This is a genomic window from Streptomyces sp. NPDC053432, assembly GCF_055585365.1.
In genome coordinates this window covers 265823-290400 of sequence record NZ_JBVJKF010000001.1, presented here as the reverse complement: position 1 = coordinate 290400, position 24578 = coordinate 265823, and the positions used below count along the sequence as shown (strand labels likewise).

Below are 24578 nucleotides of genomic sequence, written 5' to 3'. Positions count from 1 at the left end.
GCTCCTCGGTGTGCGACGGAGGTACGGCGGGGTGCTCAGGCGGGACCGGGAGCCCCCTTGGCGCCGGGGGCCGGGGGAGGGGCGGCCGCCGGCCGGGCGGGTGCGCCCGCGGCCCGGTGCGCGGAGCGGCGCATCAGCAGCTGGGTGGTCACGAAGGCCACCACGGCGGCCAGGACGATCACCGGGGTCATGTCGGCGCTGTCCAACACCAGGACGACGAGCACGATGCTGCTGACGGGCAGCCGCAGGGCGCTGACGGACGCGGCCGCCATCCCCGCGGCCATGCCCGGTACGACCCCCAGGCCGGGCAGGGGAGCGAGCAGCACGCCCACCGCACCGCCCAGGAACAGCGACGGGAACACGGGACCGCCGCGCAGGCTGCCCAGGCACAGTGCGTAGGCGGCGCCGCCGCACAGCAGTACGGCGATCAGGGCTCCGACGCCCCAGCTGTGCGGATCGGCGGCCAGCCGGCCCAGCGTCGCCTGCCCGGAGGACGCCACGTCGGCGGGGTTCCGGCCGGTGGTGAGCGCGTACACGGCGCCGCAGACACCGGCCCCCAGGGCGCACAGGGTGGTGCGCAGGACGGTGCGCTGCGTGACGAACCGCGCCGTCAGCTGCCCCCCTTGCATGATCAGATGGATGGCGGCGCCGATCGCCACGGCCATCAGGACCGCCCAGACCACGTCCCCGGCGTCGAGGTGCGGGGCGGGCGCGCCCACCTTCATGGTGAGGCTGGGCGCGTCGAGGCCCGTCCAGCGGCCGAAGCCGGTGAACACGAGTGCGCCCACGCCGCTCGACAGCAGTGCGGGCAGCATGACCGCGAAGAGCTGTGGCCCGCCGACCCCGGCCACCTCGATGAGCAGCACCGCGGCGACCAGCGGGCTCCCGAAGATCACCGCGATCGCAGCCGCCGCTCCCGCCGCGCCCAGCAGTGCCGTGCTCTGGGGGTTCGCAGGGATCCGCGACAGGTCCCTGAAGAGGAGGGCCAGGCCGCCGCCCAGGGCGATCAGAGGGGCCTCGGGACCGAGGGTGGCACCGAGGGGAAGGCTGAGCACGGCGGCGAGCACCACACCTGGCAGGGCGACGGGCGAGGCACCGCCCGTGTGCAGCCCCCCTGCGGGGACGTGGCCGCCCCCGCCCGGCATATGGGTGACCACGAGCCCGACGGTCACGCCGGCCACGAGCAGCAGCGGCAACGGCCACCACCACGGGGGGACGTCCCAGCCGAGGGACTCCGGCAGGACGTCCCACATGAGCTTCTCCAGCTCGTGGAGCCCGACCAGGAACCAGAACGCCACCAGCGACACCGGGACGCCGATGAGGGCGCAGAACACGAGGGTCTTCAAATAGCCGGGACTGCGCAGCAGTTCACCCAGCAGGTTCGCCTCTTCGGGCTGTTTCGCTCCGGACGGCCCCGTCTCGGTTCCGGACAACCGCAACCACTCCTCACGAGCCACGACACACGGCGCGGGTCAGCCCGCCAGGCCATTGCAACACCGGGCCGAGGAGTTCGCATGTCCGCGGGCGCGCTCCGCCGCCGTCCTGCCCGGGAGAACACGACGGCCCGCCCGCGCGGTCTCGCGCGGGCGGGCCGTCGTCACCCAGGGGCCGCCAGGAGGCGTGCCGGGCCGGACGACCGGGCCCGGCACGCGCCGCCTCACACGCTGTTGGCGACCGGATCCTGCGGCACCGCGGAGGGAGCCGCGTTCGAGACCGCCCACTGCCGGTCCTGCTCGAAGGTCCGCAGCAGGTCCGCCGCGACACTGACCGCGATCACGGCGGGTTCCTTGCCGGTGATCTCGGTGAGCCCGATGGGCGTCTTGATCCGGTCGATGGTGGCCGCGTCGTGGCCGCCCTCGTTCGCCAGACGCTGCCGGAACCGCGCCCATTTGGCCGAGGACCCGATCAGGCCGACCGAACCGAGGCCACTGGTGCGCAGAGCGGCGTCGCACAGCGCGGCGTCCTCGGCGTGGTCGTGCGTCATGATCAGGACGTGCGTGCCGGGCGGCAGCTCGGACAGCACCTCCTCGGGAAGCAGCAGGGTGTGGTGCACGCTGACTTCCGCCACCGCGTCCGAAAGCACGCCGAGCCGTTCGTCGGCGAGCATCTCGGGGCGGGTGTCGATCAAGTGCAGGTCGAGGTTGTGGCGGGCCAGGATACGGGCCAGCTCCAACCCCACATGCCCCACGCCGAAGATCGCGACCGCCTCGACCACCGGGAGCGGCTCGACGAGCACGCTCACGGCACCACCGCAGCACTGGACGCCGTGCCGGCTGGTCACCTTGTCGTTGAGGGCGAACTCCATGAGTTCCGGTTCCGCACCGGGCGTACCGATCAGCTCCCGGGCGCGGTCGATGGCGACGGCCTCGATGTTGCCGCCCCCGATCGAACCCCAGGTCTCGGTGCGACCCACGACGAGCTTGGCACCGGCCCTGCGGGGCGCGTGGCCGCGCACGGTCGCGACGGTCACGAGCGCACCGGGTTCCCGGTTCGCCCGCAACCGCGCGACCGCGGCCACCCACGTCATGTCAGACATTGCTCAAAGCGGCCGTGTCAGCGGAGATCTCGCTGACGTCCAGCTTCGCTTCGGCCGCACGGGCGTTCTGGATCGCCCAGAACACCGCCTCGGGCGTCGCGGGGGCACCGAGCTCCAGGCTGAGACCGCTCGGCCCGAACGCCGCGGCGGCCTGCCGCAGCGCCTCGCGGACCGAGAACGCCAGCATCAGCGGGGGCTCACCGACCGCCTTGGAGCCGTAGACCGCACCCTCTTCGGAGGCGTTCTGCAGCAGCGAGACGTTGAACTCCTCGGGCATCTCCGAGAAGCTCGGCAGCTTGTAGGTGCTCGCCGCCTGCGTCAGCAGACGACCGCGGTTCGGACCCTCGCTGGTGTCCCAGCGCATGTCCTCCAGCGTCAGCCAGCCCGCACCCTGCACGAAGCCGCCCTCGACCTGACCGATGTCGATCAGCGGGGAGAGGCTGTCGCCGACGTCGTGGATGATGTCCACGCGACGGAGCTTGTACTTGCCGGTGAAGCCGTCCACCTCGACCTCGGCCGCCGCGGCGCCGTAGGAGAAGTACTTGAACGGGGAGCCGCGGAACGTCTGGGCGTTCCAGTGCAGACCCTCGGTGCGGTAGTAACCCGCCGCCGAGAGCTGGACGCGCTGGAAGTAGGCGGTGTGGACCAGGTCGTCCCAGGCCAGTTCCTTGTCGCTGCCGAGGACGCGGGCGACGCCCTCGACGATGCGCACGTCCGAGGCGTTGCCGCCCAGCTGGCCGGCGGCCACCTGCACCAGCCGCTCACGCAGCTGCTCGCAGGCGTTCTTGATCGCACCACCGTTGAGGTCCGCGCCGGAGCTGGCCGCGGTGGCGGAGGTGTTGGGCACCTTGTCGGTCCGCGTCGGGGCGAGGCGCACCTTGTGCAGCGGGATGCCCAGCGTGGTCGCGGCCACCTGCATCATCTTGGTGTGCAGGCCCTGGCCCATCTCGGTGCCACCGTGGTTGATCAGGACGGAGCCGTCCTTGTAGATCAGCACGAGAGCGCCGCCCTGGTTGAAGGCGGTGAGGTTGAACGAGATGCCGAACTTGATGTTGGTGATCGCCAGCGCCCGCTTGGTGTGCGGGTGCGCCGCGTTGAAGGCCGCGATCTCGCGCTTGCGGTCGGCGATGCCGGCGTTCTGCTGGATCTGGTCCCAGATGAGGGAGATCCGCTCGGCCTGCGTGACCGGCTGACCGTACGGCGTCGTCTGGCCCTGGCCCGGCTGGTAGAAGTTGCGCTCGCGCAGCTCCATCGGGTCCAGGCCGAGCTGGGGCGCGACGCGGCCGAGGATGTCCTCCATCACCAGCATGCCCTGGGGGCCGCCGAAGCCGCGGAAGGCGGTGTTGGAGACCTTGTTGGTCTTGGCGATGCGACCGGCGACACGCGCGTTGGGGATCCAGTACGTGTTGTCGATGTGGCACAGCGCGCGGGCCGTGACGGGCTCGGACAGGTCCAGGCTCCAGCCGCCGTCGGAGGTCAGCGTGGCGTCCAGGGCCTGGATGCGGCCCTGGGCGTCGAAGCCGATCTTCCACTTGGCGTGGAAGCCGTGGCGCTTGCCCGACATGGTCAGGTCCTGGGTGCGGTTGAGCCGCAGGCGGACCGGACGGCCGGTGAGCTTGGCGCCGAGCGCGGCGATGGCCGCGAACCCGTGCGGCTGCATCTCCTTGCCGCCGAAGCCGCCACCCATGCGCAGGCACTGCACCGTCACTTCGTGGCTGTGGATGCCGAGCACGTGCGCGACGATCTCCTGCGTCTCCGAGGGGTGCTGGGTGCTGCTCTGGATGAACAGCTGACCGTTCTCGTCGATCTGCGCGAGCGCCGCGTGCGTCTCGAGGTAGAAGTGCTCCTGGTCCTGGAACTGGAACTCGCCCTCGAAGACGTGGGCGGACTCCTCGAAGCCGGCGTCGATGTCGCCGGTCACCATCAGGGGGCGGGCGCCGTGGAAGGCCTCCGCCGCGATGGCTTCCTTGAGCGTCATGATCGAGGGCAGCTCCTCGAGCTCGACCTCGACGGCGGCGGCACCGAGACGGGCGGCCTCCAGGGTCTCGCCGAGCACCCAGGCCACGGAGTGGCCGTAGTACTGGACCTCGTCCGGGAAGAGCGGCTCGTCGTGCTTCATGCCGGCGTCGTTGACACCGGGCACGTCGGCGACGGTCAGCACACGGACCACACCGGGCACCGCGAGCGCGGCCTCGGTGCGCAGCGCCGTCACCTTGGCGCGGGCCTTCATGACCTGGACCGGGTAGGCGTGCAGGACGTCCTTGGTGCGGTACACGAGGTCGTCCGTGTAGAGCGCGGCACCGGTGACGTGCAGGTTGGCGCTCTCGTGCGGCATGGATACGCCGACGACGGGCTTCTCGGGGATCTCGGACAGATGGCTCATGACGACACCGCCTCAGGGGTCTCTGCGAACAGCTTCAACAGGCTCTGACCGAGCATCGCGGAGCGGTATTCGGCGCTGGCGCGGTGGTCGTTCATCGGGGTGCCCTCGGCCTGCAGCAGCTGGGCCGCGGCCTCCACGGTCTCCGCCGTCCACGGCTTGCCCTCCAGGGCGGCCTCGGTGGTGAGAGCGCGGATCGGCGTGGCGGCGACGCCGCCGAGGCCGATGCGGGCCTTGGTGACGATGCCGTCCTGGATCTCGAGCGCGAAGCCCACGGCGACGCTGGAGATGTCGTCGAAGCGGCGCTTGGCGATCTTGTGGAACGCGGTGACGGGCGACAGCGGGAGCGGGATGCGCACCGCGCGGATCAGCTCGTCGGGACGGCGCACGGTCTGCCGGTAACCGGTGAAGTACTCGGCCAGCGGGACCACGCGCTCGCCGTCGGCGTCGGCGAGGACCAGCGACGCCTCCAGCGCGAGGAGCACCGGCGGGCTGTCACCGATCGGGGAGCCGGTACCGAGGTTGCCGCCGAGGGTGCCGCTGTTGCGGATGAGGCGGGAAGCGAACTGCGGGAAGAGCTCGGCCAGCAGCGGGACGCTGCCGTCGAGGCGCCGCTCGATCTCGGTGAGCGTGACCGCCGCGCCGATCTCGAGGTAGTCGGACTCGAACTTCAGCTCGCGCAGCTCGGGCAGGCGGTCGATGGCGACCACGAGGTCGTCCCGGCGGGAGCGGATGTTGATCTCGACGCCGTAGTCGGTGCTGCCGGCGACGAGGACCGCCTTCGGCTGCTCACGCAGCAGCCGGGTCACCTCGGCCAGGGTGCCCGGGCGCACGAAGGTGCGGCCGTCCTGGGTGTACTCGGTGACGGCGGGCGCGGGGGCCGGCTGCTCGCGGCGCCGGGCCAGCGGGTCGTCCTCGGCCGGCTCACCGACGGCGTACGCGGCGTCGCGGATCGGGCGGTAGCCCGTGCAACGGCACAGGTTTCCGCTCAGCGAGTGCAGGTCGAAGCCGTTCGGACCGTGCTCGGCGTCGCCCTCGGCGTGCGCGTCGTCGCCCGGCTCTCCGCACGTCTGGGCGCAGCGGCCCGGACGGTAGTACTCGGAGGCCATGCTGCAGATGAAGCCCGGGGTGCAGTAACCGCACTGCGAGCCACCGCGGACGGCCATCTCCTGCTGCACCGGGTGCAGCGTGGGGGCCTCGCCGGCCTCGCCGGGGGTGGCGAGACCCTCGGAGGTGATGACCTCCTGGCCGTCGAGAGCCGCGGCCGGGACCAGGCAGGCGTTGACCGCGACCCAGTCGGTGGGCTTGTCCACGCCGGGACGGGCGACCAGGATGGAACACGCACCGCATTCACCCTCGGCGCATCCCTCCTTGGTACCGGTCAGGCCGCGCTCGCGCAGGAAATCGAGCACCGTGGTGTGGGGTGCGGAAGGGGAAATCGGGGTTTCTTTCCCATTAACCGTGATGCGCGCCTCTACCATGGCACGTCCTCATTTCGGGGCGCGATCGATCGGACTACCCTAGTCGCCATTTTAGGAGCTTTCTTTTTCGTTGGCGCAGCCCCAGAACCAGGAGAGCGCCGAATCGGCACGCAGGACGCGCCGCAGGTGGTGACAGAGATGGAAACGTCCCGGGGCCCTGGAACGGGCACGCCGGACAAGCGGCTGCTAAGCGCCGTGTGCTACTCGGCCCGGAGCCCAGGCGATCTGGTGAGCGAGACGAAGAAGTCCGGAGATGGTCGACATCCGGCTTCGCCTCCTTCCAGCAGCTCACGAGTAGGTACGTCACGAGTAGGTACGGTCGAAAGTACGTGCACGCGGGTCCATCGGTCAAGCGTGTGCCGGTTGATTCCCTGAAGGCAAACAGCCCTGTGCCGTGGGTATTTGTATGACCGCCCAATCCGGTTGGCCGCGTTCCGTGGATTCACTGTCTTGCGCCTCGAACGGGGGACCGGATTCCTCGGTTCCGGGCCGCCGCCCCAGGGCTCTCCCTCCAGGTGCCGCCGGCCCCGCTCACCCCCCTTGACCTGGGCTTTCGGCGTTCGCGGAGGCGGTCGGGGCGGCTGCGGCCGACGTGGCGCCGCCGCGGGGCTGCGCAGATGGCCGGATCGGATCCGTTCACCGGGACGTCCACACCGGTACGCCTCAAACTTGTGAAGGACTGCTACGGGTGGCGGCGGTCCCGCGTGTGCGGCGCGGGACCCCCCGTCAGCGCAGCCCCAGCTCCTCGGCCAGGATCCGGGCCACCAGGTCGTACCCCGCGTCGGTCATGTGCGCCCGGTCGACGAACAGCCAGTCCTGCGGGGTCGCCCGCCTGCCGAGCTCCTGGTTGAGGTCCAGGAACGGCACGCCGATCGCCTCGCACCGCTTCTCCAGCGCGGCGGCGTACTCCCGGCCCACCTCGGGGGAGACGATGTCGGCGTGCACCCCGGAGAAGTTCGACGCCTTGTCCAGCTCCGCGAAGAGCTTCTTCTCCTGCTTGGCCGGCTCCTCGCGCACCCACGGCGCCAGGGGCTGGTTGGCGAAGACCAGCCGGGCGCCCATCGCCCCGGCCAGCGCACGCCAGGTCCGCAGGTGGTCCGCGGTGCGGTCCGCGGCGCGTCGTACCCGCTCGGCGGGCCCGGGCACCGGGGCGTCCTCCGCCGGCGGCTCACCCATGTAGTGCGCGCCGTGCACGCCCTGCGACTCCTCGGGCAGGCGGCTCACCACCAGGTTGTTCACGCCCGAGAGCAGCACGATCTCCGAGACGGGCGGCAGCATGTGGTGGAAGAGGGTGAGGAGGAGCAGCTCCTGGGCGGAGTTGAACGCCTGGCCGCCGAAGTTGAACCACGGTTCGGCCGGTGCGTACGAGCTCCACAGGCGCGAGGTGATCGTGGCGGCGTCCGTGCTGGCCCCGACCCCGTAGGTGCAGGAGCTGCCCGCGATCAGCCGGACCGGCCCGTCGCCCCGGTACGTACCGGGGGAGGTCCGCCGGTCGCCCGAGACGGTGAAGCGGAAGCCGAGGTGGTCGTTGCTGAAGGCCTCGTTGGTCTCACCGGGCTTCTGGAACCACAGCAGATAGGGCTGTTCGGGCACCGGGAAGTAGTAGTTCTCCATGTGGGGAACGACGCGGTTCCGGTAGGGGAGCAGCCGGTTTCGTATTAACCTCACGGGGTGCTCCCTCTCTGAACGGCGGTCTGCCGCAGGCCGGTTGGCGGGCGGGTTCGAAGCTTAGACACATCACGGCGGAACCGTCGATGATCGGTTCGAATGATGGGACCGCGCCGTCCCCGTTCCGGTCGCGATCCGGACCCGCACGTGGGGGTCGCCTATGGGGCCGCCCGCCGGCCCGCCGCCCGCCAGCCCCACAGCCCGCCGCCTGCCAGCCCCACAGCCCGCCGGCCGCCGCCCGCCGGGCCCGAGAGTGGCGGCCGTGCGGCCCGGCGGGGCAGGCTGGAGGCATGAGAGCGCCCCTGCGCTCGCCCCCGGAACCGGGAGCCGGCGGTCATCAGGTCCTCTTCGCGTTCGCGGAGTGCGTGCCCTTCGTGATCGCGCTGCTGGTGCTCGTCATCGAGCTCACGCCCCTGCACTTCGTCTACACGGGTCCGCTGCTGGTCGCGACGCCCGCGCTGGCCGCCGTGACGATGGGCCCCATGGGGACCCTCACGGCGGCCGGGGTGGCGCTGGTGGTCAGCGTGATCACCGTGACCCACAACCAGGCATGGGGCGGTCAGCAGGTCTACACGAACCTGGTCGCCCTGTCCCTGGTGACGGTCGCGAGCTTCATCACGAGCAGCGCCGTCCGCACGCGCCGGGAGAACGAGCTCAACCAGGTCCGCCGGATCGCGGAGGCCGCCCAGGAGGTCCTGCTCAGACCCGTGCCGGACCGGCTGGGCCCCGTGCGGGCGGCCAGCATGTACCTGGCGGCCGAGACGGGCGCGCAGATCGGCGGCGACCTCTACGACGCGGTCCAGACCCGGTACGGGGTCAGGATGATCGTCGGCGACGTGCGGGGCAAGGGGCTGCCCGCCGTCCGGGCCGCCGCCGTCGTGCTCGGCGCGTTCCGCGAGTCCGTGCACTACGAGGACGACCTGGTCGAGGTGGTCAACCACTGCGGAGCGGCCCTGCGGCGGGACGCCGCCCTGGCGGGCGCGGGCGTCGGCGCGGCCGTGGCGGACGACGGGGAAGCCCTGCTGGAGGGCTTCGTCACCGCGGTCGTGGCCCAGATCCCGGATGCCCCCGTCATCGAGCTGGTCAACCGGGGCCATCCGGCGCCGCTGCTGCTGAGCGACGGCAAGGTCCGGCCCCTGGTGCCCACGGCCCCGCTGCCGCCGCTCGGTCTGGAGGAGTTCATCGTCGGCCCGCCGGGGCGGACGGACGGCTATCCGTTCGTGCGGGGGGACAGGCTGCTGCTGCACACCGACGGCGTCATCGAGGCCCGCGACCACTCCAACTCCTTCTTCGACCTGCCCGTGGCCCTGGCGTCGATGCGCGACCACAGCAGGTCCGCGTTCCTGGAGGGCCTGCGCCAGGCGCTGATCAGGCACACGCAGGGGGCCCTCGCGGACGACGTGGCGGTCGTGGTCGTCGACCGGATCGACCCGGACGACCTCCGGGACGGCCCGGCCGCCCCGTCCCGGAGGTCGTCCGGGTCTCCGCCCGGTCCCGAATCGGCCTGACGGGGTGACTTCGCCGGCGGCCTGCCCGTCGCGCGTTCGCCGGAAACTCCCTGGAACCAGTGCGTCCGCAACCCTTGACGGGCCTCCGGAGCCCTCACATACTGGCGGCCAAATCGATTTGGCCAAATCGATTTGGCCCCTGCCCGGGGCCGGATCGCGGCCGAAGCCGGAGCGAGCCGAACGGAGCTCGAACGTGTCCAGTCCCAGCACTCTCCCCCACCCCGTGGACCAGTCCCGACCGCTGAGCAGGATCCTGCTGTTCGGCATCCAGCACGTCCTCGTCATGGCGGCGACCCCCGTCTCGGCGATCTTCCTGATGAGCGCCACCCTCCACCTCGACCCCCGCCTCACCGTGAACCTGCTCTCGGCGGCCTTCGTGCTCTCCGGGGTCGGTTCCCTCATCCAGTCCCTGGGCCCCTGGAAATTCGGGCCCAGGCTGCCGTTCGTCATGCTGCCCGGCGGGGCGCCGCTGATCCTCTTCCTCGCCATCGCCGAACAGCACGGCGTACGCACCGCCACCGGGGCGGTGATCATCAGCGCCGCCTTCTACTTCGTCGTCCTGCCCGTCTTCTCCCGCCTGCTGAAGTTCTTCCCGACCCTGGTCATCGGCACGATGATCGTCATCGTCGGGGTCAACCTGGTGAAGGTCGGCGCGCTCCTCGTCACCGGCCGCCCGGGCACCCCGGGCTTCGCGAATCCCGTGGACCTCGGCCTCGGCATGGCCACCATCGGCTTCACCGTCGCCCTCTACTGGCTGTTCACCGGCGTCGTCCGGCAACTCGCCGTCATGCTCGGCCTGATCGCCGGCGCCGCGCTGGCCTTCGCGCTCGGCCGCTTCGACTTCGCCGGCGTCGCCGACGGCGGGATCCTGAGCGCGCCGCAGCTGATGCCCTTCGGCTCGCCCGAGTTCAACCTGGTCGCCGCGCTGCCGCTGATGCTGTACGGACTGGCCTCCATGGCGGAGGCCACCGGGCAGACCGTCATCAACGCGGAGACGGTCGGCAAGGAGATCGACAAGCGGACGGCCGTCCCCCGCACGATCCGGGGCGACGCCCTCGTCTCCCTCCTCGGCGGATTCCTGGGACTTCCGCTGATGGTGACCAGCGGCGAGAACATCGGGATCGTCCGCGTCACGGGCGTACGCAGCCGCTTCGTCACCGCCGCCGCCGGCGTCGTGCTCATCGTCACCGGCTTCCTCGCCCCCGTCATCCGGGCCATCAGCGTCATCCCGTCCGCCGTCGTCGGCGGCACCGCGATGGTGGTCTTCGCGGTGATCACCGTCCTCGGCGTCCAGATGCTAGGGAAGGCCGGCCTGGAACGGCACTCCAACGGGTTCGTCTGCGCCGTCGCCATCGCCCTGGGCCTGCTCCCGATCCTGGTCCCCGGCGTGTACGCGGGCCTGCCGTCCGGCGCCCGGATCCTGCTCGAAAGCGGCGTCGCCGTCGGCGCGTTCACCGCCGCCATCCTCAACGTCCTCTTCCACCACGTACGGCCCCGGCTCGCCCGGACGCGCGCCGGCGAGCCCCTCACCTCCCTCGTCGACGCGGGCGAGTCCCGCGCCGTACCCCACGCATGACCCCGTACGGAAAGAATGAGATGACCGACCTGACGCAGTACGACGCGCACGCCGGCGGCGGCCCGGGCCCGGAGGCCCTGCGCCCCGACCAGCTCACCGGCGAGGTCCGGCTCCTGGAACCCGCCGTCGTCATGACCCCCGGCGGCCCGAAGGAGCGCCACGCGGTCGTCGTGGCCGACGGCTCCTTCCTCGCGGTCGGACCGGCCGCCCTGCTGGAACGCGAACACCCTCACCTCGCCCCCCTCGCACTCCCCGGACACGTGCTGATGCCCGGCTTCGTCGACGCGCACCACCACCTGACGCAGAGCTTCGGCTCCGCCCTCGCCTTCGGAGAGCCCTCCGAGATCTTCCGCCGGGTCTGGGTCCCGCTGGAGGGGGCCCTGGACGAGGAGTCCGCCTACGTGGCGGCGAAACTGGCGGCGCTCGAATCGCTGCGCGGAGGATTCACCACCGTCGCGGATGCCGGAACCCGGGCCTCCGTGGACGTCGACGTCGTGGCCTCGGCCGCGCGAGACGCCGGGATCCGCTGCGTGCTGGGACTCGTCTGCCACGACACCGAGGACGCCGGCGACCCCGGCGGCCCCACCCCTACGGCCGACGTCCTGGCCCGCGCCGAGAAGCACCTCGCCCGCTACGAGGGGGAGGAACTCATCCACCCGTCGCTGGCGGTCGCCGTCCCGGAGGCCGCCACGGCGCACACCCTGCGGGCCACCGCCCGGCTCGCCGCGGAAGCGGGCACCGTCGTCCAGATGCACGTCAACGAGCACCTCGCGGGCGTGGAGCGCTCCCTGGTCCGGCACGGCCTGCGCCCCCTGGAGTACCTGAGGGAAGTCGGCGCCCTGGGACCGCAGTTGCTGGCCGCCCACGCCACCCTCGTCACACCCACCGAGCTGACCCTGCTCGCCGACACCGGCGCCGCCGTCAGCTACAACCCCGTCGCCAGCGCCTGGAAGGGCAACGCCGTGGCGCCCGCGACCACCATGGCCGAACGCGGGATCCGCTTCGGACTGGGCACCGACGGCACCCGCGGCGACGGCTTCCGCCTGGTGGAGGCCGCGGAATTCGCCCAGCGCCTCACCTACGGCCTGGCCACCGGGGACTCCTCCTGCGGTGCCGGCTGGACCTGGCTCGAACACGCCGGCCCGGGCGGAGCGGACGCGGTCGGCCTCGGAGCGCTCACCGGCCGGATCGAAGCGGGCGCCGCGGCCGACTTCCTGCTCGTCGACGCGAGCGGCCCGGAGATGCGCGCCTCCTGGGACCTGCCGTGGGAACTGGTGCGGCGCGGCAACCGCGACCAGATCACCGCCGTGTTCGTCGCCGGACGGCTCCGCATGTTCCAGGGCCGGCCCGTCGGCTGGGACGGCCCCGCCCTCGTACGCCGGGCGGCCGGGCTGGCGAAGCAGGTGGTCGGGCGGGCCGGGGTCGAACGCGTGCACCGCACGTCCACGGACGCACGGGAGAGGAGCACCGCGCCGTGAGCGCCTCGACCCTGGCGGTCCTCGCCCTGGTGGTGGCCGCCGCCGCGTTCGTCCAGGGGACCAGCGGGCTCGGCTTCGCGCTCGTCGTCGCGCCGGTCGCCGGACTGCTCGCGCCCGCCCTGCTCCCGGTGTTCGTCCTCGCGTCGATGATCCCGTTGAACGTGTACGTGGCCTGGCGCGAGCGGCATTCCCTGGACCTGCGGGGCGCCGGCTGGATCACGGCGGCCCGGCTGGCGGCGACCCCGGGGGGACTCGTACTGCTCTGGGCGGTGCCGGAGCAGCGGCTCGGGCTGGTCGTCGGCGTGGCGACCGTGCTGGCCGCGGTGGTGAGCCTGGCCGCACCGGCCTTCGTGCCGGGCCGCGCCGCCTACCTCGGCGCGGGGCTGGTCACGGGGCTCACCGAGACCGCGACCGGGGTGGGCGGGCCGCCGCTGGCGCTCGTCTACCAGCACCGCCCGCCGGCGGAGCTGCGGTCCACGGTCGCGGTGTGCTTCCTCGTGGGCGAGGTCGTCTCCCTCGCCCTGCTGCTCGCCACCGGCCAGGGCAGCCCGGAGCAACTGGGCTGGGCCGCGCTGCTGCTGCCCGCCCTGGCCGTCGGGGCGTGGCTGAGCCGGCTGGCGCACCACCGCGTCGACGCGGCGAGGATGCGGCCCCTCGTCCTCGGCTTCGCCCTCGTCTCCGGGGCCGTGCTCATCCTCGCGCCGTGACCCGCAGGGACGAGGCCCGCACGATCACGCGGGGCTCGGGCGCCGGAACCGCCGCCGCGGGGGCCGCCCCGGCGGCGGTGGCCTCCGTACCGGCTGCGGCGTCCTCGCGCAGCCGGGCCAGGAGCAGCTCCACCGCCTCGGAGGCCGCCCGGTCCAGCTGGAGGTCGACCGCCGTCAGCGGGGGCTCACAGGTGCGGGCCCGCGGACCGTCGTACCGGGTGACCACCATGACGTCCTCCGGGACCCGGCGGCCGCTGTCCTGGATCGCCCGGACGGCGCCCACCGCGAAGGCGTCCACCAGTGCGCAGACGGCGTCGGTCTGCGGGTGCTCGGCCAGCAGGGCCGCGCAGCGCTCGTACCCGGCCTCCTCCCCGCCCTCCTCCGGAGCGGTGGCGACGACCGGCGTCCAGCCCTGCTCGGCGGCCGCGTGTTCGTACGCGGCGCGGGCGTCGACGGCCGAATGGCGGGTGCCGGCGCCGATGATGAGCGCCGGATGGCGGGCGCCCTGGGCCCGCAGGTGTTCCAGGAGCAGTTCGGCGACCAGGCCACCGCGCAGGTCCACGTACGGCGCGTCCGTGCCCGACGGCATCTCGCGGCCGAGCGCCACGTACGGCAGGCCCCGCTCGCGCAACTGCGCCACGGCCGCGTCGTCCTCGCCGGGCTCGACGACGATCGCGCCGTCGATGTCGAGGGAGTGCAGCGCCGACCCGGACTGGACGGGAGGCACCAGGACGAGCGCGTACCCGTGGAGCAGGGCGCGCTCGGCCGCGGCTGCGGCGACCTCCATGTAGAACCCCAGCCGGGAGGGGCCGCCGGCCACCGCGAAGGGCATCGAGGAGGCCAGCGCGATGGCCTTCGCCTGCCCCTGGCGCAGGCGCTGCGCACGGAGGTTGGGCCGGTAACCGAGCTCGGCGGCCACCTGCTTGATGCGTTCGCGGGTCCGGGGGTCGACCTTGCCCAGCCCGTTGAGGGCATGGGACACGGTCGTCCGCGACACCGAGGCGGCCAGGGCGACATCGGCGATCGTCGGCGGCCGCCTGCGGGAACCGGATCCGGATCCGGGGCTGGACATCGGCAGGACGCTCCTCGATCGGTCGACGGCTCGCGCGCCGTTCGACGGGTGACGGTTGACGGGTGTCGGTCCGGGCGGGGTGATGTGTGACGGGTCCGGGTGACGCTGCCATCTTCGCCGACAAGCCCGCCGTCCTCCAGCCCCGCCCGTCTCACCCGCCCCCGGGGCCGGTGCCGGGCGGCAGGGGAGGCCCGTCACGCGCCGGCGAAGAGGTCCTGCCGGGCCCCGTCCAGGACGAAACCGTTGTCGAGCCGGACCCGCACCGTCACACCGAGCCCCTGTGCCCGGTGGGCGATCCACTCGGCCTCCAACGAGGCCACGTTCTCCTCTAGTTGCGCCCTGCTCGCCGGCGGCATGTGGTGGCCGAAGTCGTCCATGAGCGACTTGAGGCGCAGGTACTCGCGGACCTCGGGGCTCTGCTGCTCCTGCTGTTCCCCGTACACCCGCTCCACGGTTCCGCCGGTGCCCGGGGCGAGGGACAGGGAACCGGCGACGGGAGCCGTCAGTGCCGGGTCCGCTCCCGCCACCACGACCGACCCGGCCAGCACGAGCTCCGCCACCAGCTCCACCCGCTGGCCTTCCTTGAGTGTCATCACCCCATTATCCGAGGGCGGCCACGGCCCCCACCATCCGGTCCCAGAAGCCGTCGGCGTCCAGCCGCACGGCGACCCGGGCGTTGACCGGCCGGTCTACGTACTGGTGGAGGTCCACCACGGTGGCGCCCCGCGTGTACCGGCCGTGCAGCTCCACGACGACGTTGGCGTCCACGCAGTCCACGAGACCGGGATCGATGACGCGGGCCACGGCGACCGGGTCGTGCAACGGCGGGTGCGGGAACCCCCACAGCCTGCGGTACGTGGACCCGAAGAAGGTCAGCAGCTCGGCGCAGACCTGCCCGAGGGGCGTACCGAGCCCCTCGAAGCGGGCCACCACCTCGGGCGTGGCCAGCGCCTGGTGGGTCACGTTGAGACCGCACATCGTGACGGGCACACCACTGCGGAAGACGATGTCCGCGGCCTCCGGATCGGTGAGGACGTTGAACTCGGCGGCCGGCGTGCGGTTGCCGCCCTGCGTCGAGCCGCCCATCAGGACGATCTCGCGGATGAGGGCGGCGTCCTGCGGATAGCGGGTCAGCAGGAGCGCGATGTTGGTGAGCGGGGCCGTGGGCACCAGGGTCACCGGCTCGGGGTGCCGGGCCAGGATCCGGTGGACGAGGTCCACGGCGTGCTCCGGGACGACGTCCACGGTGGGCTCGGGGAACCGCGGCCCATCCAGACCGGAGGCCCCGTGCACATCGGCGGCGACGCCGAGCGGCTGGACGAGCGGGCGGCCGCATCCGGCCGCGATGGGCACCCCGGTGATCCCGGCGACCGTGCAGACGCGCCGCGCGTTGAGGGTGGTCTTCTCCAGCGTCTGGTTGCCGGCGACCGTGGTGACGGCCAGCAGCTCGACCGCCGGGTCGCCGGCCGCCAGCATGATCGCGAGGGCGTCGTCGTGTCCGGGATCGCAGTCGATGATGATCGGAACGGGCACGCTGCTCCTTCCGGTCGGCTCGTGGCCCCTCCAGTCTGCCGCCGCGCCGCTCCGGTGACCCGCAGGCGCCCGGAGAACGGCTCGATCCGGCCGTATGGTCGGAGCATGGTACGCAAGCGCGTGATCGTGTCGGGGACCGTGCAGGGGGTGTTCTTCCGGGACACCTGCCGCGGCGAGGCGCTGGCCCACGGGGTGTCCGGATGGGTGCGGAACCTTCCCGGCGGGGACGTCGAGGCCCTGTTCGAGGGCGACGAGGACGCGGTGGCGGCGATGGTGCGGTGGGCGCGTACGGGACCACCGGCGGCGGTGGTCCGCGCGGTGGAGATCCACGACCCCCCGCCGGCCCCACCGTGCCCCCCGGGCTTCGAGGTACGCCCCACCCCCCGCACCCACCCCTGACCCTGCCACGGCCCGTCTCCCCCGGAGGGGCCGGCCCCGCCGAGGCAGGCTCCCGCACCCGGCCCGCGGGGAACCGTCCCCGTACCGCCGAGCCCCGCGGGGACACGGCATGGGAGGGCGTCCCCCGGGTAGGGGCCGGGTATGTCCGGTCACAGCCACCTCGTCGACAGCACGGTCTCCCTGCTCGCCCACGGCTACGTATGGGCCCCCGACCTGCGCCGGGCCCACGGCGGGGCGCCGCTGGTGCACGCCCGGCTCATGGGGCGGCACGCGGCGCTCCTGCACGGGACCGAGGCGGTCGGCCTCTTCTACGACGAGAGCCGCATCCGGCGGCACGACGCCCTGCCCGCCCAGGTGGCCGACACCCTCTTCGGCAGGGGAGCGGTGCACACCCTCGACGGAGCACGGCACCGGGACCGCAAGCGGATGATGGCCTCACTGCTCATGGACCCGAACGGCGTCGGCCGCCTCACCGCACGCGTCGAGAACGGCTGGCGCGATGCGGTGACCGGCTGGGAGGACCGCCGGATCGTGCTCTTCGACGAGGTGGCCGCCCTCCTCGCCGGAGCGGTCTGCGACTGGGTGGGGCTGCCCGTCCCGGACGACGCGGCCCGGGAGATCGCCGAGGACTGCGTCGCCATGGTGGACGGGTTCGCCGCCGCCGGCCCCCGCCACGCCCGGGCCCGCCGCGCCCGGCAGCGTCAGGAACAGGGCCTCATGGCCGCCGTCGACCGCATCCGCGCACGGGCGGAGCACCCCGGACCAGCCGGCGGCACCGTCGCCGAGGCAGTCGCCCTGCACCGCGAGCCGGACGGCACCCTCCTCGACCCCTGTACGGCGGCCGGCGAGCTCCTCAACATCATCCGCCCGACCGTCGCCGTCACCTGGTTCGTCACCTTCGCCGCACACGCGCTCCACCGCCACCCCGCCCAGCGTGACCACCTGCGCACGGACGGCCCCGGCTACGCCCTCGCGTTCGCCCAGGAGGTGCGCCGCTTCTACCCCTTCGTGCCCTTCATCGGCGGTGTGGCCGCCCAGGACCTCTCCTACGCGAGTGAGCGCATCCCCGCCGGGACCCTCGTCCTCCTCGACGTGTACGGGCAGCACCACGACCCCGAGCTGTGGGACCGCCCGTACCACTTCGACCCCGCACGCTTCCTGGGCCACACCCCCGGCCGCGGCGAACTCATCCCGCAGGGCGGCGGCGACGCCCGGACCGGCCACCGGTGCCCCGGCGAGGACATCACCCTGGCCCTGCTCTGCACGCTCTCGCCGGCGCTGGCCCGCCTGGACCTCGCCGTACCGCAGCAGGACCTGTCCATCCCGCTGAGCCGGATCCCCACCCGGCCCCGCAGCGGCTTCGTCATGGGAGTCGAATCCCGGCAGCCGGTCGGCGGCCGGCGCCGGTGACCGGCCGCGTCAGCCGGACGTGCGGCGGGTCCCGGACGCGGTCCGGGACCCGGACGCGGACCCGGAGGTGGAGCGGGATCCCGAGGCGGCCGGCGACTCGTCGAGGGTGAAGAGACCGCCGTCCGGATCGCACACCGTCACGCGCTCACCGCCCGCCCACCCGGCGGGGTCCGGGACGATGGTGCCGCCGTTCTCGACGACGGCCCGCTGCGCCTCCTGAAGGTCCGGCACCTTGAAGTGGACCAGCCAGCGGGGCCGCAGCAGCGGCTTGTCGGCGGACGCCTCCACCGGGCCGCTGTTCAGACGGGTGACCACCTGGCCCGAGCGCCGCAGGACCACCTGGTCCTCCTCGTAGGAGACCTCGCAGCAGTCCGCGTGCTCGTTCTCCCCGTCGTCCTCGTCCCCGTCCTCGTGGGCGACCCACTCCAGGATCTCGCCGTAGAAGACCGCCGCGTCGAACGCGTTGCGGGTGTGCAGTTCCACCCACGCGGGTGCCCCGCCCTCACCGGCGCGCCACTCGGACAGGGGCTCGCCCTCCCAGACGCCGAACGCCGCACCCTCGGGATCCGTGGCCAGGGCCGCCCTGCCGCGCGGCGGATAGGACACGGGCCCCACCCCGACCGTGCCCCCGCGCTCGCGGATCCCGGCCACGGCGGCGTCGGCGTCGTTGACCGCGAAGTACACCGTCCACGCCACCGGCGCGGTCCGTTCCCCGGCCGTCGCCCCGATGCCCGCCACGGCCACGCCGTCCCGCTCGGCCACCGAGGACGCCCGCCCGAAGACACCCCGCCTGAAGGTCCAGCCCAGGACGGCGCCGTAGAAGCGCTCCGCAGCCTGAAGGTCGCGTGCCATCAGGCTCAGCCAGCACGGCGCACCCGGCACATCCGCTGCCACCAGCACCATGGCAGCCTCCTCTCGTCCCGCTCGTACCGTGCTTCCGGTATTGCTCCTGGTCGTAGTGTGACCGTACATGCGGTTCGGTGGGATAAGGGTGGATTGTCCGGCGCGTGCCCGGGAGACGTCACCCGCCGCAGCCGGCGGTCCCGCGGGCCCAGGCCTCCGCGAACATCTCGTGCAGCGGCGCCGTCGGCAGCACCCGGTCGAACGGCGCCTCGATCCGGCCCCGCCACAGCGGGCGCACCCGGTGGCTCTCCAGCTTCACGCTCTCCAGCGGCAGGTGCGGCGCCTTCAGCTCGGTCCACTCCCCGGGCAGGAACAGGCTCCGGCCCGCCCGTGCCCGCTTGGCCTCCACGACCGCGCCCGTGGCCAGCAGCTCAGCCCGGACCTCGGTGTGCCGCTTGGCCGTCCAGCCGTTCCACCGGCGGACGTTGCGGTCCGTGGGTGCGGCCAGGGTCGCCAGCTGGAGGTACAGCGCCGCCGCGTCCGCCCCCGTGCCGAGCTCCGCCGCCACCCGGGCGACCAGCTCCGGGCAGGACTGCCGCGGATCCGCCTCGTACGCGCCGGCCGGCACCGCTCCCGAGGCGGCCCGGAGCATCATCCGCTCCAGCGCGCCGCCGGGCAGCAGCGGCGCCACCCGGTCCAGGGCCTCCGCGAGACCGGTGATCCCGCGCAGCCGTCGCCATTCCTGGGGGCCGGCGACCGCCGAGGGCCGCAGCACGGCGGCGCCTCCCGGCACGCACACCACCAGGGCCCCGGAGTCGTACGCCGTCAACGGAGCCGTGTCCCCCTCCTTGCGGCGGTCCGTCGCCACGGGCAGACGCCGGGGTCCGAACTGCTCGGCGAGCGGCGTGGAGGAGTCGGCGACCCGGCCGCCGGGCAGGGCCAGCAGCAGCTCCGGGCGCTCCAGCTCCGCCCGGAGCCGCTCGTACAGCGCCGTCGCGCCGGCCACGGCGGGATCTCCGACCGGCCGGTCCGTCCACGCCCACACCAGTGCGCTCGCGATCCGGCCGAGCTGCAGTCCCACCGGAGTGCCGTACGCCGGCTCCGACCCGGCCGCGGGCACGGCCCTGACCTCCACCCCGGTGCCGTAGCGGGCCGCCGCCAGCTCCCAGCCCGCGGCGGGCACCGTCGTGTCCGCGGCCGCGTCGTAGCCGCCCGCCAGCCGACGCGCCCACACCTCCGACAGGCCCAGATCGGCCTCCAGGGCGTCGGCCGCCTCGTCGTGCACGGCCGGGAGGGTTCCGAGGCGCTCCTGCCACTCCGCCGCCATGCGTTCCACGGCCGCCACGACCCCGCCCGGCCGCCACAGCTCGACCGGGTCCTCGGGCAGGGCCGCGGCCAGCAGGGCGCGCCGGCCGGCGGCTCCGAGCCGGGCGCGCAGCTTCTCGTACGACTCCGCCGTCATCGGGGTCGCCCTGTACGGGGCCTTGCAGGCCAGGGAGCGGGCCTCCTCCCGGCCGGGCCGGCCGACCAGACCGGCCACCACGAGCCGCGCCACGGGCCTGCGTACGCCGGTGAGTTCGGCGAAGCGCGCGGCCGCGGACTCCGGTACCGGGACGGGCCCGTGCTCCTCGACCGCCGCCACCAGCGCCCGCAGCCGGGCCGCGTCGTCCCGCTCCACCCGTACCAGCCGGGCCCCTGCGGCCGCGGCCGGCACCGGGTCGCCGTCCGTGCCGTCGGCGGCAGCCACGAACCAGTGCTGCGCGCTCCCCTCCCGCACGGCGGCGGACGCCACGGCGGTGCCCCCGGCCCGCAGCGCGTCCAGGTCGGAGCCGTCGGCGCGGCCCGCCCACCAGGTGCTGCCCGCACGAGCGAACGGCTGGTCGGCCCAGGTGTCCAGGAGCGCCAGCAGCGCCGCCCGCTCCGGGTCCGGGGTCGGCGCCACGGCCGCCCGCCAGGCCGCGGAGTCGATCGAGCCGAGCAGCTGCGACCAGTCCTGCGGCGGCGCGGGCGGCGAGACCCGCCGTACCTCCTCCGCGATGCTCCCGGCCAGAGCGGCACCGTCGGCGGCCAGCGCGGCCAGCGTCGCGGGCAGGGGGAGCCGCGGATCGGGCCGGCCGTCCGGGAGCAGCCCGAACAGCGCGGGCAGCAGCTCGGTGTCCGGCGCGGACCGGCGCGGCAGGACGGGCGGGGCCTCGGAGAGCAGGGCGACGCGCCGGTGCAGCGCCCGCCGTCGTTCCTCCACCCGGGCGGCCCGCACGGCCACCGCCACGACCGCCTCGACCAGGACCGGGTCGCCGACCTCGGGCAACTCCCGCGCCACGGCCGCGCGAAGGGCCGCCGTGCCACCGGGGTCCGCCGTGCCGCCGGGGTCCGCCGTGCCGCCGGGGTCCGCCGTGCCGCCGGGGTCCGCCGTGCCGCCGGGGTCCGCCGTGCCCCCGGCGGCAGCCGCGTCCTCGAGCGCGGCCGCCAGCAGGACGTCCGCCGTCTGCCGCCGCACGCCCCGCAGCGCCCGCGATCCGGCCGCGTCCCGCGTCCGCAGCAGGTACCAGAAGGCCGGCGGCAGGGCCACACCGCCCGACGCGGTGACCCGCCGGACCGGCTTCACCCGCGGGTGCCGGGGCGAGTGGTGCCCGTCCAGCTCCCACAGCAGGACGCCGTCGGCGGCGTACGCGCGCACTCCGGTACGGGTCTGCGCCTCGGCGAGCACGACGTCCTGCGGCGCACCCTCCGGCGGGGACCACAGCCCCCACGGCTCCTGTCCCGCCCGGTCGATGTCGAAGCGGGCGGAGCGCCCGTCGATGCTCTCCACCAGGTAGTGGCCGGGCGCCGGGTCGCGGTGCCCGGTGCGGAACAGCACCCGGGTCCCGACCAGGCCGTCGCGGCTGCCCAGCGGGGAGCCGTCCAGCCCGGCGGGCAGCGGCGCCAGCTGCAGGGCCTCCGCGGCCAGGGCCATACCGGCCTCGGACGGTTCCGCGGCCGGGTCGGGGTTCGCGGGGCGGCCCGGGAAGTCCGGCAGGGCCGTCGCACCCCGCCGCTCCCCGGTGACGGGGTCCACGACCTCCCACGGCGTGCGGTTGAAGACGCCGTTGGTCCAGATCCGCGAGCCGTCACCGAGCTGCAGTTCGTCACCGTCGATGCCCCCGGTGCCGCCCGGGCGCAGCACCCGCAGGCCGCCGTGGCGCCCGCCGCCGTCGGCGCTCTCGAACTGGAAGCCGTACGCCCCGTCCAGACTCCCGCCGAAGGGCACCAGCCCGCGCGACTCGTCCGGGGTGAAGGGCTCCCCGGGCCGGTCGGCCCAGACGGCCGTGTCGCAGAAGTAGGGGTTCGGCTTCAGGGTCCAGCTCACCAGGAAGGAGCCGCCGGCGTAGTGGACGGCGTACATGGTGGCCCCCTCGGGCACCGTGAACCGGCAGGAGCCGCGCACCCCGTCGGGGGCGACGGCGACCGCCCGCCCGCGCCCGAACACCGTCAGCACCGGCCAGGTGGACGTCACCCCCGCCACGCCCGGCAGCGTGTGGTCCGCCTCCCCGGGCAGGGCGTCGGCCGCGAACTCCGCGTACACCGACTCCAGCGCAGGCCATGCCAGTTCCTCCGGCAGCCCCGCCGCCAGCGAGCGCCGCAGCGCGCCCGCCGCACAGGCTCCGGCGAGGGCGTCGCCGATGCCGCCGAGCGCCGACACCGTCGGCCGGTCCAGCAGGGTCTCCAGCTCGGTGACGGCCTCCTCGGCCCCGGCCATACCGCCGCCCGCGACCGTGTCGACGAGCTTGCCGACCCGTACGGCCACCTCGTTCGCGATCCCCTCGTTGCCCGGCAGCAGCGTCACCGCCGACCCGGCCCGGCGCACGCCGGCCGCCGTCCGGTTCGGCAGCAGACCCGCGTGCACCGTCCCCTCCAGGCGGGGGCCGAACACCGGGTCGGCGGCCAGCGCGGCCATGTCGCGCCGGGAACGCTCCCCCCAGAAGCGCATGCCGACCTCGGGGCCCGGGTCGACCACCGGGATCCCGGCCGCCAGGCAGGCGTCCAGGACGTCCGCGTCGAAGCCCTGGTAGTGGTGCCGGGTCGGGTGCAACGTCACCGCGGCACCCGCCGCCCGCAGCCGGGGCCCCAGCCGGGCGACCAGGCCGAGGAATTCCTCCGGCAGGGGCTGGCGTCCGACGCCGCCGCCGGACCGGACCGCGTACTGGTACATCCGCACGAACTCGCCCACCCAGCGGTGCAGTCCGCCCTCCGGCACCAGTCGGCCCGACTCCATGGCCCGGGCCGCGCCGCAGCCGATCAGCAGCCGGAGCCACGCCCCGCCGTCGGTGGCCCCGTCCGGGAAGACCTCCACCAGCCCGGCAGCGACCTCCTGCTGCGGCGGATGGGCCGTCAGGACCGGGGCCGCCGCGGTCAGCAGTGCGTCCGGCACCGACTTCCGCCGGGTGACCGACAGGATCGCGCCCACCAGCCGGGCGACCTCCTCCTCCCCGTGCCCGGCCGCCTTGGCGGAGGCCCTCACCCGGCGCACCAGGTCCGCCGGCAGGTCGGCGGACGAGGCCGCCCACGCGGTCAGGAACGCGTCCAGCGCCTCGTGCGCCGCGGCCGGTTCCAGCACCTCGGCGAGGTACCGCTGATGGGCCCCGAACTCCTTGGCCGGCATCGCCCCGCCCCTGGCGAACAGCAGCGCGTTGGCCCGCCGGTAGCCGGGATCCACCGGCAGCCCGTGCTCCGCCTCGGCGGCACGGGCCGCCGCGTAGGCACGCCCGCCCGGCTTGCTCCCGTAACCGATCAGCCGGTGCCCCACGGTGTCCCAGAACCACGGCAGATGGGCGGGCGGCAGCCGCCGCGCCCGCACGGCCATCGCGTCGACGAACCCTCCGGGCCTGGTCCGGCGGCGGCCCAGCTCGGAGCGCATGTCGTCGATCAGGTCGCGCGCGATCGGTCCGGCGGCCGGATCGTACGCGGCGACCCAGTCGGCGTAGGTGGTCGAGGCGTGCGGGCCGGCCGCGGGCAACAGGGCTTCGAGCGAGGCGATCATGCTCCGGATCGTCGCACGCCGCACCGACAGTGCCCGGCGGGGTCCCAGTGCGGCAGGATGTGCGGGTGCCGACGACGAGCGAACTGGTGACGAGGGCGGCCGCGCTGGCCGCCCGGGGCGGCCGCGGCGGCCGGCGGATCCTCGGCATCGCCGGGCCGCCGGGGGCCGGGAAGTCGACGCTGGCCGCCCGGCTCGCCGAGGCACTCGGACCGGACACGGCGGTGGTGGTCCCGATGGACGGGTTCCACCTCGCCCAGGCCGAACTGGCCCGGCTCGGACGGGCGGACCGCAAGGGCGCCCCGGACACCTTCGACGCCGCCGGATACGCGGCCCTGCTGCACCGGCTGCGCTCATCCGGCGCGGCCACGGTCTACGCGCCCGCCTTCGACCGCTCCCTCGAGGAACCGGTCGCGGGCAGCATCCCCGTCGGTCCGGACGTACCGCTGGTGATCACCGAGGGGAACTACCTGCTGCACGACGCGGGGGAGTGGGCCTCGGTCCGGGAGTTGCTCGACGAGGCCTGGTACCTCGCCCCGGAAGAGGACCTGCGGGTCCGGCGCCTGGTCGACCGGCACGTGCGCCACGGCAAGGATCCGGAGTACGCCCGAGCCTGGGTGGCCCGCTCGGACGAGCCGAACGCCCGACTCGTCGCCCGGGGCCGCCACCGCGCCGACCTCGTCGTCGACCAGGGCTGATCCCAGGCCGCCACCACCCCTGCGCCACCACCCCTGCGCCACAACGCCTGCGCCACCCCGCTAGCGCCATCACCCCGCCCCATCACCCCCGCGCAGGAATCCACTTGGCGGGATCCGGCTCCCACCCCGCCAAGGGCTCCCGGGGGCCTTGGCGCGGTCACACGAACCCACAGGTCAGCGCTCGACCGAGTGGGCCTCCGCGCCGGCCCGGGCCCGTACGACCGCTCGCCGGTGTCCGAAAGCTTTCGAAATGCGAGCCAAACCCCGCGCCTGAC

General features: G+C 74.0%; 17 protein-coding genes. 7 read left to right on the top strand and 10 right to left on the bottom strand.

The window, feature by feature from the left end; genetic code table 11:
• Positions 1-35 precede the first annotated feature (35 nt).
• From ACZ6Y1_RS01335 to ACZ6Y1_RS01315, 5 genes are all read right to left on the bottom strand, one after another.
• Positions 36-1433, bottom strand: coding sequence for a chloride channel protein (locus tag ACZ6Y1_RS01335; protein WP_469620681.1), 1398 nt, complete (start codon positions 1431-1433; stop codon positions 36-38).
• Positions 1434-1657: 224 nt separating this feature from the next.
• Positions 1658-2527 carry a xanthine dehydrogenase accessory protein XdhC gene (xdhC, locus tag ACZ6Y1_RS01330; RefSeq protein WP_469621699.1) on the bottom strand — a complete coding sequence of 290 codons (870 nt, stop codon included), beginning with the start codon at positions 2525-2527 and terminating at the stop codon, positions 1658-1660.
• 1 nt (position 2528) lies between these two features.
• Positions 2529-4919, bottom strand: a complete 2391-nt coding sequence (gene xdhB / locus ACZ6Y1_RS01325; protein ID WP_469620678.1) for a xanthine dehydrogenase molybdopterin binding subunit — start codon at positions 4917-4919, stop codon at positions 2529-2531.
• A complete protein-coding gene (locus ACZ6Y1_RS01320; RefSeq protein ID WP_469620673.1) occupies positions 4916-6397 on the bottom strand; it encodes a xanthine dehydrogenase small subunit in 1482 nt (493 codons plus the stop codon). Before ACZ6Y1_RS01320 ends, xdhB begins: the two co-directional genes overlap by 4 nt.
• Before the next feature lie 726 nt (positions 6398-7123).
• Complete coding sequence (locus ACZ6Y1_RS01315; protein WP_469620670.1) at positions 7124-8065, bottom strand: SGNH/GDSL hydrolase family protein; 942 nt, start codon at positions 8063-8065, stop codon at positions 7124-7126.
• A gap of 290 nt (positions 8066-8355) precedes the next feature.
• Here ACZ6Y1_RS01315 and ACZ6Y1_RS01310 point away from each other — a divergent pair, with 290 nt between their 5' ends.
• The 4 genes from ACZ6Y1_RS01310 to ACZ6Y1_RS01295 all read left to right on the top strand — a co-directional run bounded on the left by ACZ6Y1_RS01310 (position 8356) and on the right by ACZ6Y1_RS01295 (position 13334).
• The gene (locus ACZ6Y1_RS01310) at positions 8356-9573 is read left to right on the top strand and encodes a PP2C family protein-serine/threonine phosphatase (protein WP_469620665.1); all 1218 of its coding nucleotides are present in this window, start codon (positions 8356-8358) and stop codon (positions 9571-9573) included.
• A gap of 193 nt (positions 9574-9766) precedes the next feature.
• A complete protein-coding gene (locus ACZ6Y1_RS01305; protein ID WP_469620662.1) occupies positions 9767-11149 on the top strand; it encodes a uracil-xanthine permease family protein in 1383 nt (460 codons plus the stop codon).
• Positions 11150-11280: 131 nt separating this feature from the next.
• Positions 11281-12627 (top strand): amidohydrolase family protein, encoded by a 1347-nt coding sequence (locus ACZ6Y1_RS01300; protein ID WP_469621697.1) that lies wholly within the window; start codon positions 11281-11283, stop codon positions 12625-12627.
• The gene (locus ACZ6Y1_RS01295) at positions 12624-13334 is read left to right on the top strand and encodes a sulfite exporter TauE/SafE family protein (protein ID WP_469620659.1); all 711 of its coding nucleotides are present in this window, start codon (positions 12624-12626) and stop codon (positions 13332-13334) included. Before ACZ6Y1_RS01300 ends, ACZ6Y1_RS01295 begins: the two co-directional genes overlap by 4 nt.
• Here ACZ6Y1_RS01295 and ACZ6Y1_RS01290 read toward each other — a convergent pair.
• The 3 genes from ACZ6Y1_RS01290 to ACZ6Y1_RS01280 all read right to left on the bottom strand — a co-directional run bounded on the left by ACZ6Y1_RS01290 (position 13318) and on the right by ACZ6Y1_RS01280 (position 15939).
• Entirely contained in the window at positions 13318-14406 is a 1089-nt protein-coding gene (locus ACZ6Y1_RS01290; protein ID WP_469620656.1) for a LacI family DNA-binding transcriptional regulator, read from the bottom strand. The two genes, ACZ6Y1_RS01295 and ACZ6Y1_RS01290, sit on opposite strands and share 17 nt — an antisense overlap.
• A gap of 194 nt (positions 14407-14600) precedes the next feature.
• Positions 14601-14999: a hypothetical protein gene (locus ACZ6Y1_RS01285; protein ID WP_469620652.1), complete on the bottom strand. Its 399-nt coding sequence runs from the start codon at positions 14997-14999 to the stop codon at positions 14601-14603.
• A gap of 7 nt (positions 15000-15006) precedes the next feature.
• Positions 15007-15939, bottom strand: a complete 933-nt coding sequence (locus tag ACZ6Y1_RS01280) for a nucleoside hydrolase (protein WP_469620649.1) — start codon at positions 15937-15939, stop codon at positions 15007-15009.
• Positions 15940-16044: 105 nt separating this feature from the next.
• Here ACZ6Y1_RS01280 and ACZ6Y1_RS01275 point away from each other — a divergent pair, with 105 nt between their 5' ends.
• Together ACZ6Y1_RS01275 and ACZ6Y1_RS01270 are read left to right on the top strand one after the other, a co-directional pair.
• Positions 16045-16338: an acylphosphatase gene (locus tag ACZ6Y1_RS01275; RefSeq protein ID WP_469620647.1), complete on the top strand. Its 294-nt coding sequence runs from the start codon at positions 16045-16047 to the stop codon at positions 16336-16338.
• 141 nt (positions 16339-16479) lie between these two features.
• Positions 16480-17748 carry a cytochrome P450 gene (locus ACZ6Y1_RS01270; RefSeq protein WP_469620642.1) on the top strand — a complete coding sequence of 423 codons (1269 nt, stop codon included), beginning with the start codon at positions 16480-16482 and terminating at the stop codon, positions 17746-17748.
• Positions 17749-17757: 9 nt separating this feature from the next.
• Here the strand turns inward: ACZ6Y1_RS01270 and ACZ6Y1_RS01265 are convergent, their stop codons facing one another.
• Positions 17758-18651: a VOC family protein gene (locus tag ACZ6Y1_RS01265; protein WP_469620637.1), complete on the bottom strand. Its 894-nt coding sequence runs from the start codon at positions 18649-18651 to the stop codon at positions 17758-17760.
• Between the two features lie 118 nt (positions 18652-18769).
• Positions 18770-23608, bottom strand: a complete 4839-nt coding sequence (locus tag ACZ6Y1_RS01260; protein ID WP_469620634.1) for a hypothetical protein — start codon at positions 23606-23608, stop codon at positions 18770-18772.
• A gap of 65 nt (positions 23609-23673) precedes the next feature.
• Between ACZ6Y1_RS01260 and ACZ6Y1_RS01255 the strand changes: the two genes are divergently transcribed.
• Complete coding sequence (locus ACZ6Y1_RS01255; RefSeq protein WP_469620631.1) at positions 23674-24303, top strand: nucleoside/nucleotide kinase family protein; 630 nt, start codon at positions 23674-23676, stop codon at positions 24301-24303.
• Positions 24304-24578: the final 275 nt, after the last annotated feature.

Excerpts from the sequence above, each read along its gene's own strand:
- ACZ6Y1_RS01290 (WP_469620656.1), bottom strand. The coding sequence starts at position 14,406 with ATGTCCAGCCCCGGATCCGGATCCGGTTCCCGCAGGCGGCCGCCGACG.
- ACZ6Y1_RS01265 (WP_469620637.1), bottom strand. The coding sequence starts at position 18,651 with ATGGTGCTGGTGGCAGCGGATGTGCCGGGTGCGCCGTGCTGGCTGAGC.
- ACZ6Y1_RS01275 (WP_469620647.1), top strand. The coding sequence starts at position 16,045 with ATGGTACGCAAGCGCGTGATCGTGTCGGGGACCGTGCAGGGGGTGTTC.
- ACZ6Y1_RS01320 (WP_469620673.1), bottom strand. The coding sequence starts at position 6,397 with ATGGTAGAGGCGCGCATCACGGTTAATGGGAAAGAAACCCCGATTTCC.
- xdhB (WP_469620678.1), bottom strand. The coding sequence starts at position 4,919 with ATGAGCCATCTGTCCGAGATCCCCGAGAAGCCCGTCGTCGGCGTATCC.
- ACZ6Y1_RS01260 (WP_469620634.1), bottom strand. The coding sequence starts at position 23,608 with ATGATCGCCTCGCTCGAAGCCCTGTTGCCCGCGGCCGGCCCGCACGCC.
- ACZ6Y1_RS01300 (WP_469621697.1), top strand. The coding sequence starts at position 11,281 with ATGACCCCCGGCGGCCCGAAGGAGCGCCACGCGGTCGTCGTGGCCGAC.
- ACZ6Y1_RS01285 (WP_469620652.1), bottom strand. The coding sequence starts at position 14,999 with ATGACACTCAAGGAAGGCCAGCGGGTGGAGCTGGTGGCGGAGCTCGTG.
- xdhC (WP_469621699.1), bottom strand. The coding sequence starts at position 2,527 with ATGACGTGGGTGGCCGCGGTCGCGCGGTTGCGGGCGAACCGGGAACCC.
- ACZ6Y1_RS01270 (WP_469620642.1), top strand. The coding sequence starts at position 16,480 with ATGTCCGGTCACAGCCACCTCGTCGACAGCACGGTCTCCCTGCTCGCC.
- ACZ6Y1_RS01310 (WP_469620665.1), top strand. The coding sequence starts at position 8,356 with ATGAGAGCGCCCCTGCGCTCGCCCCCGGAACCGGGAGCCGGCGGTCAT.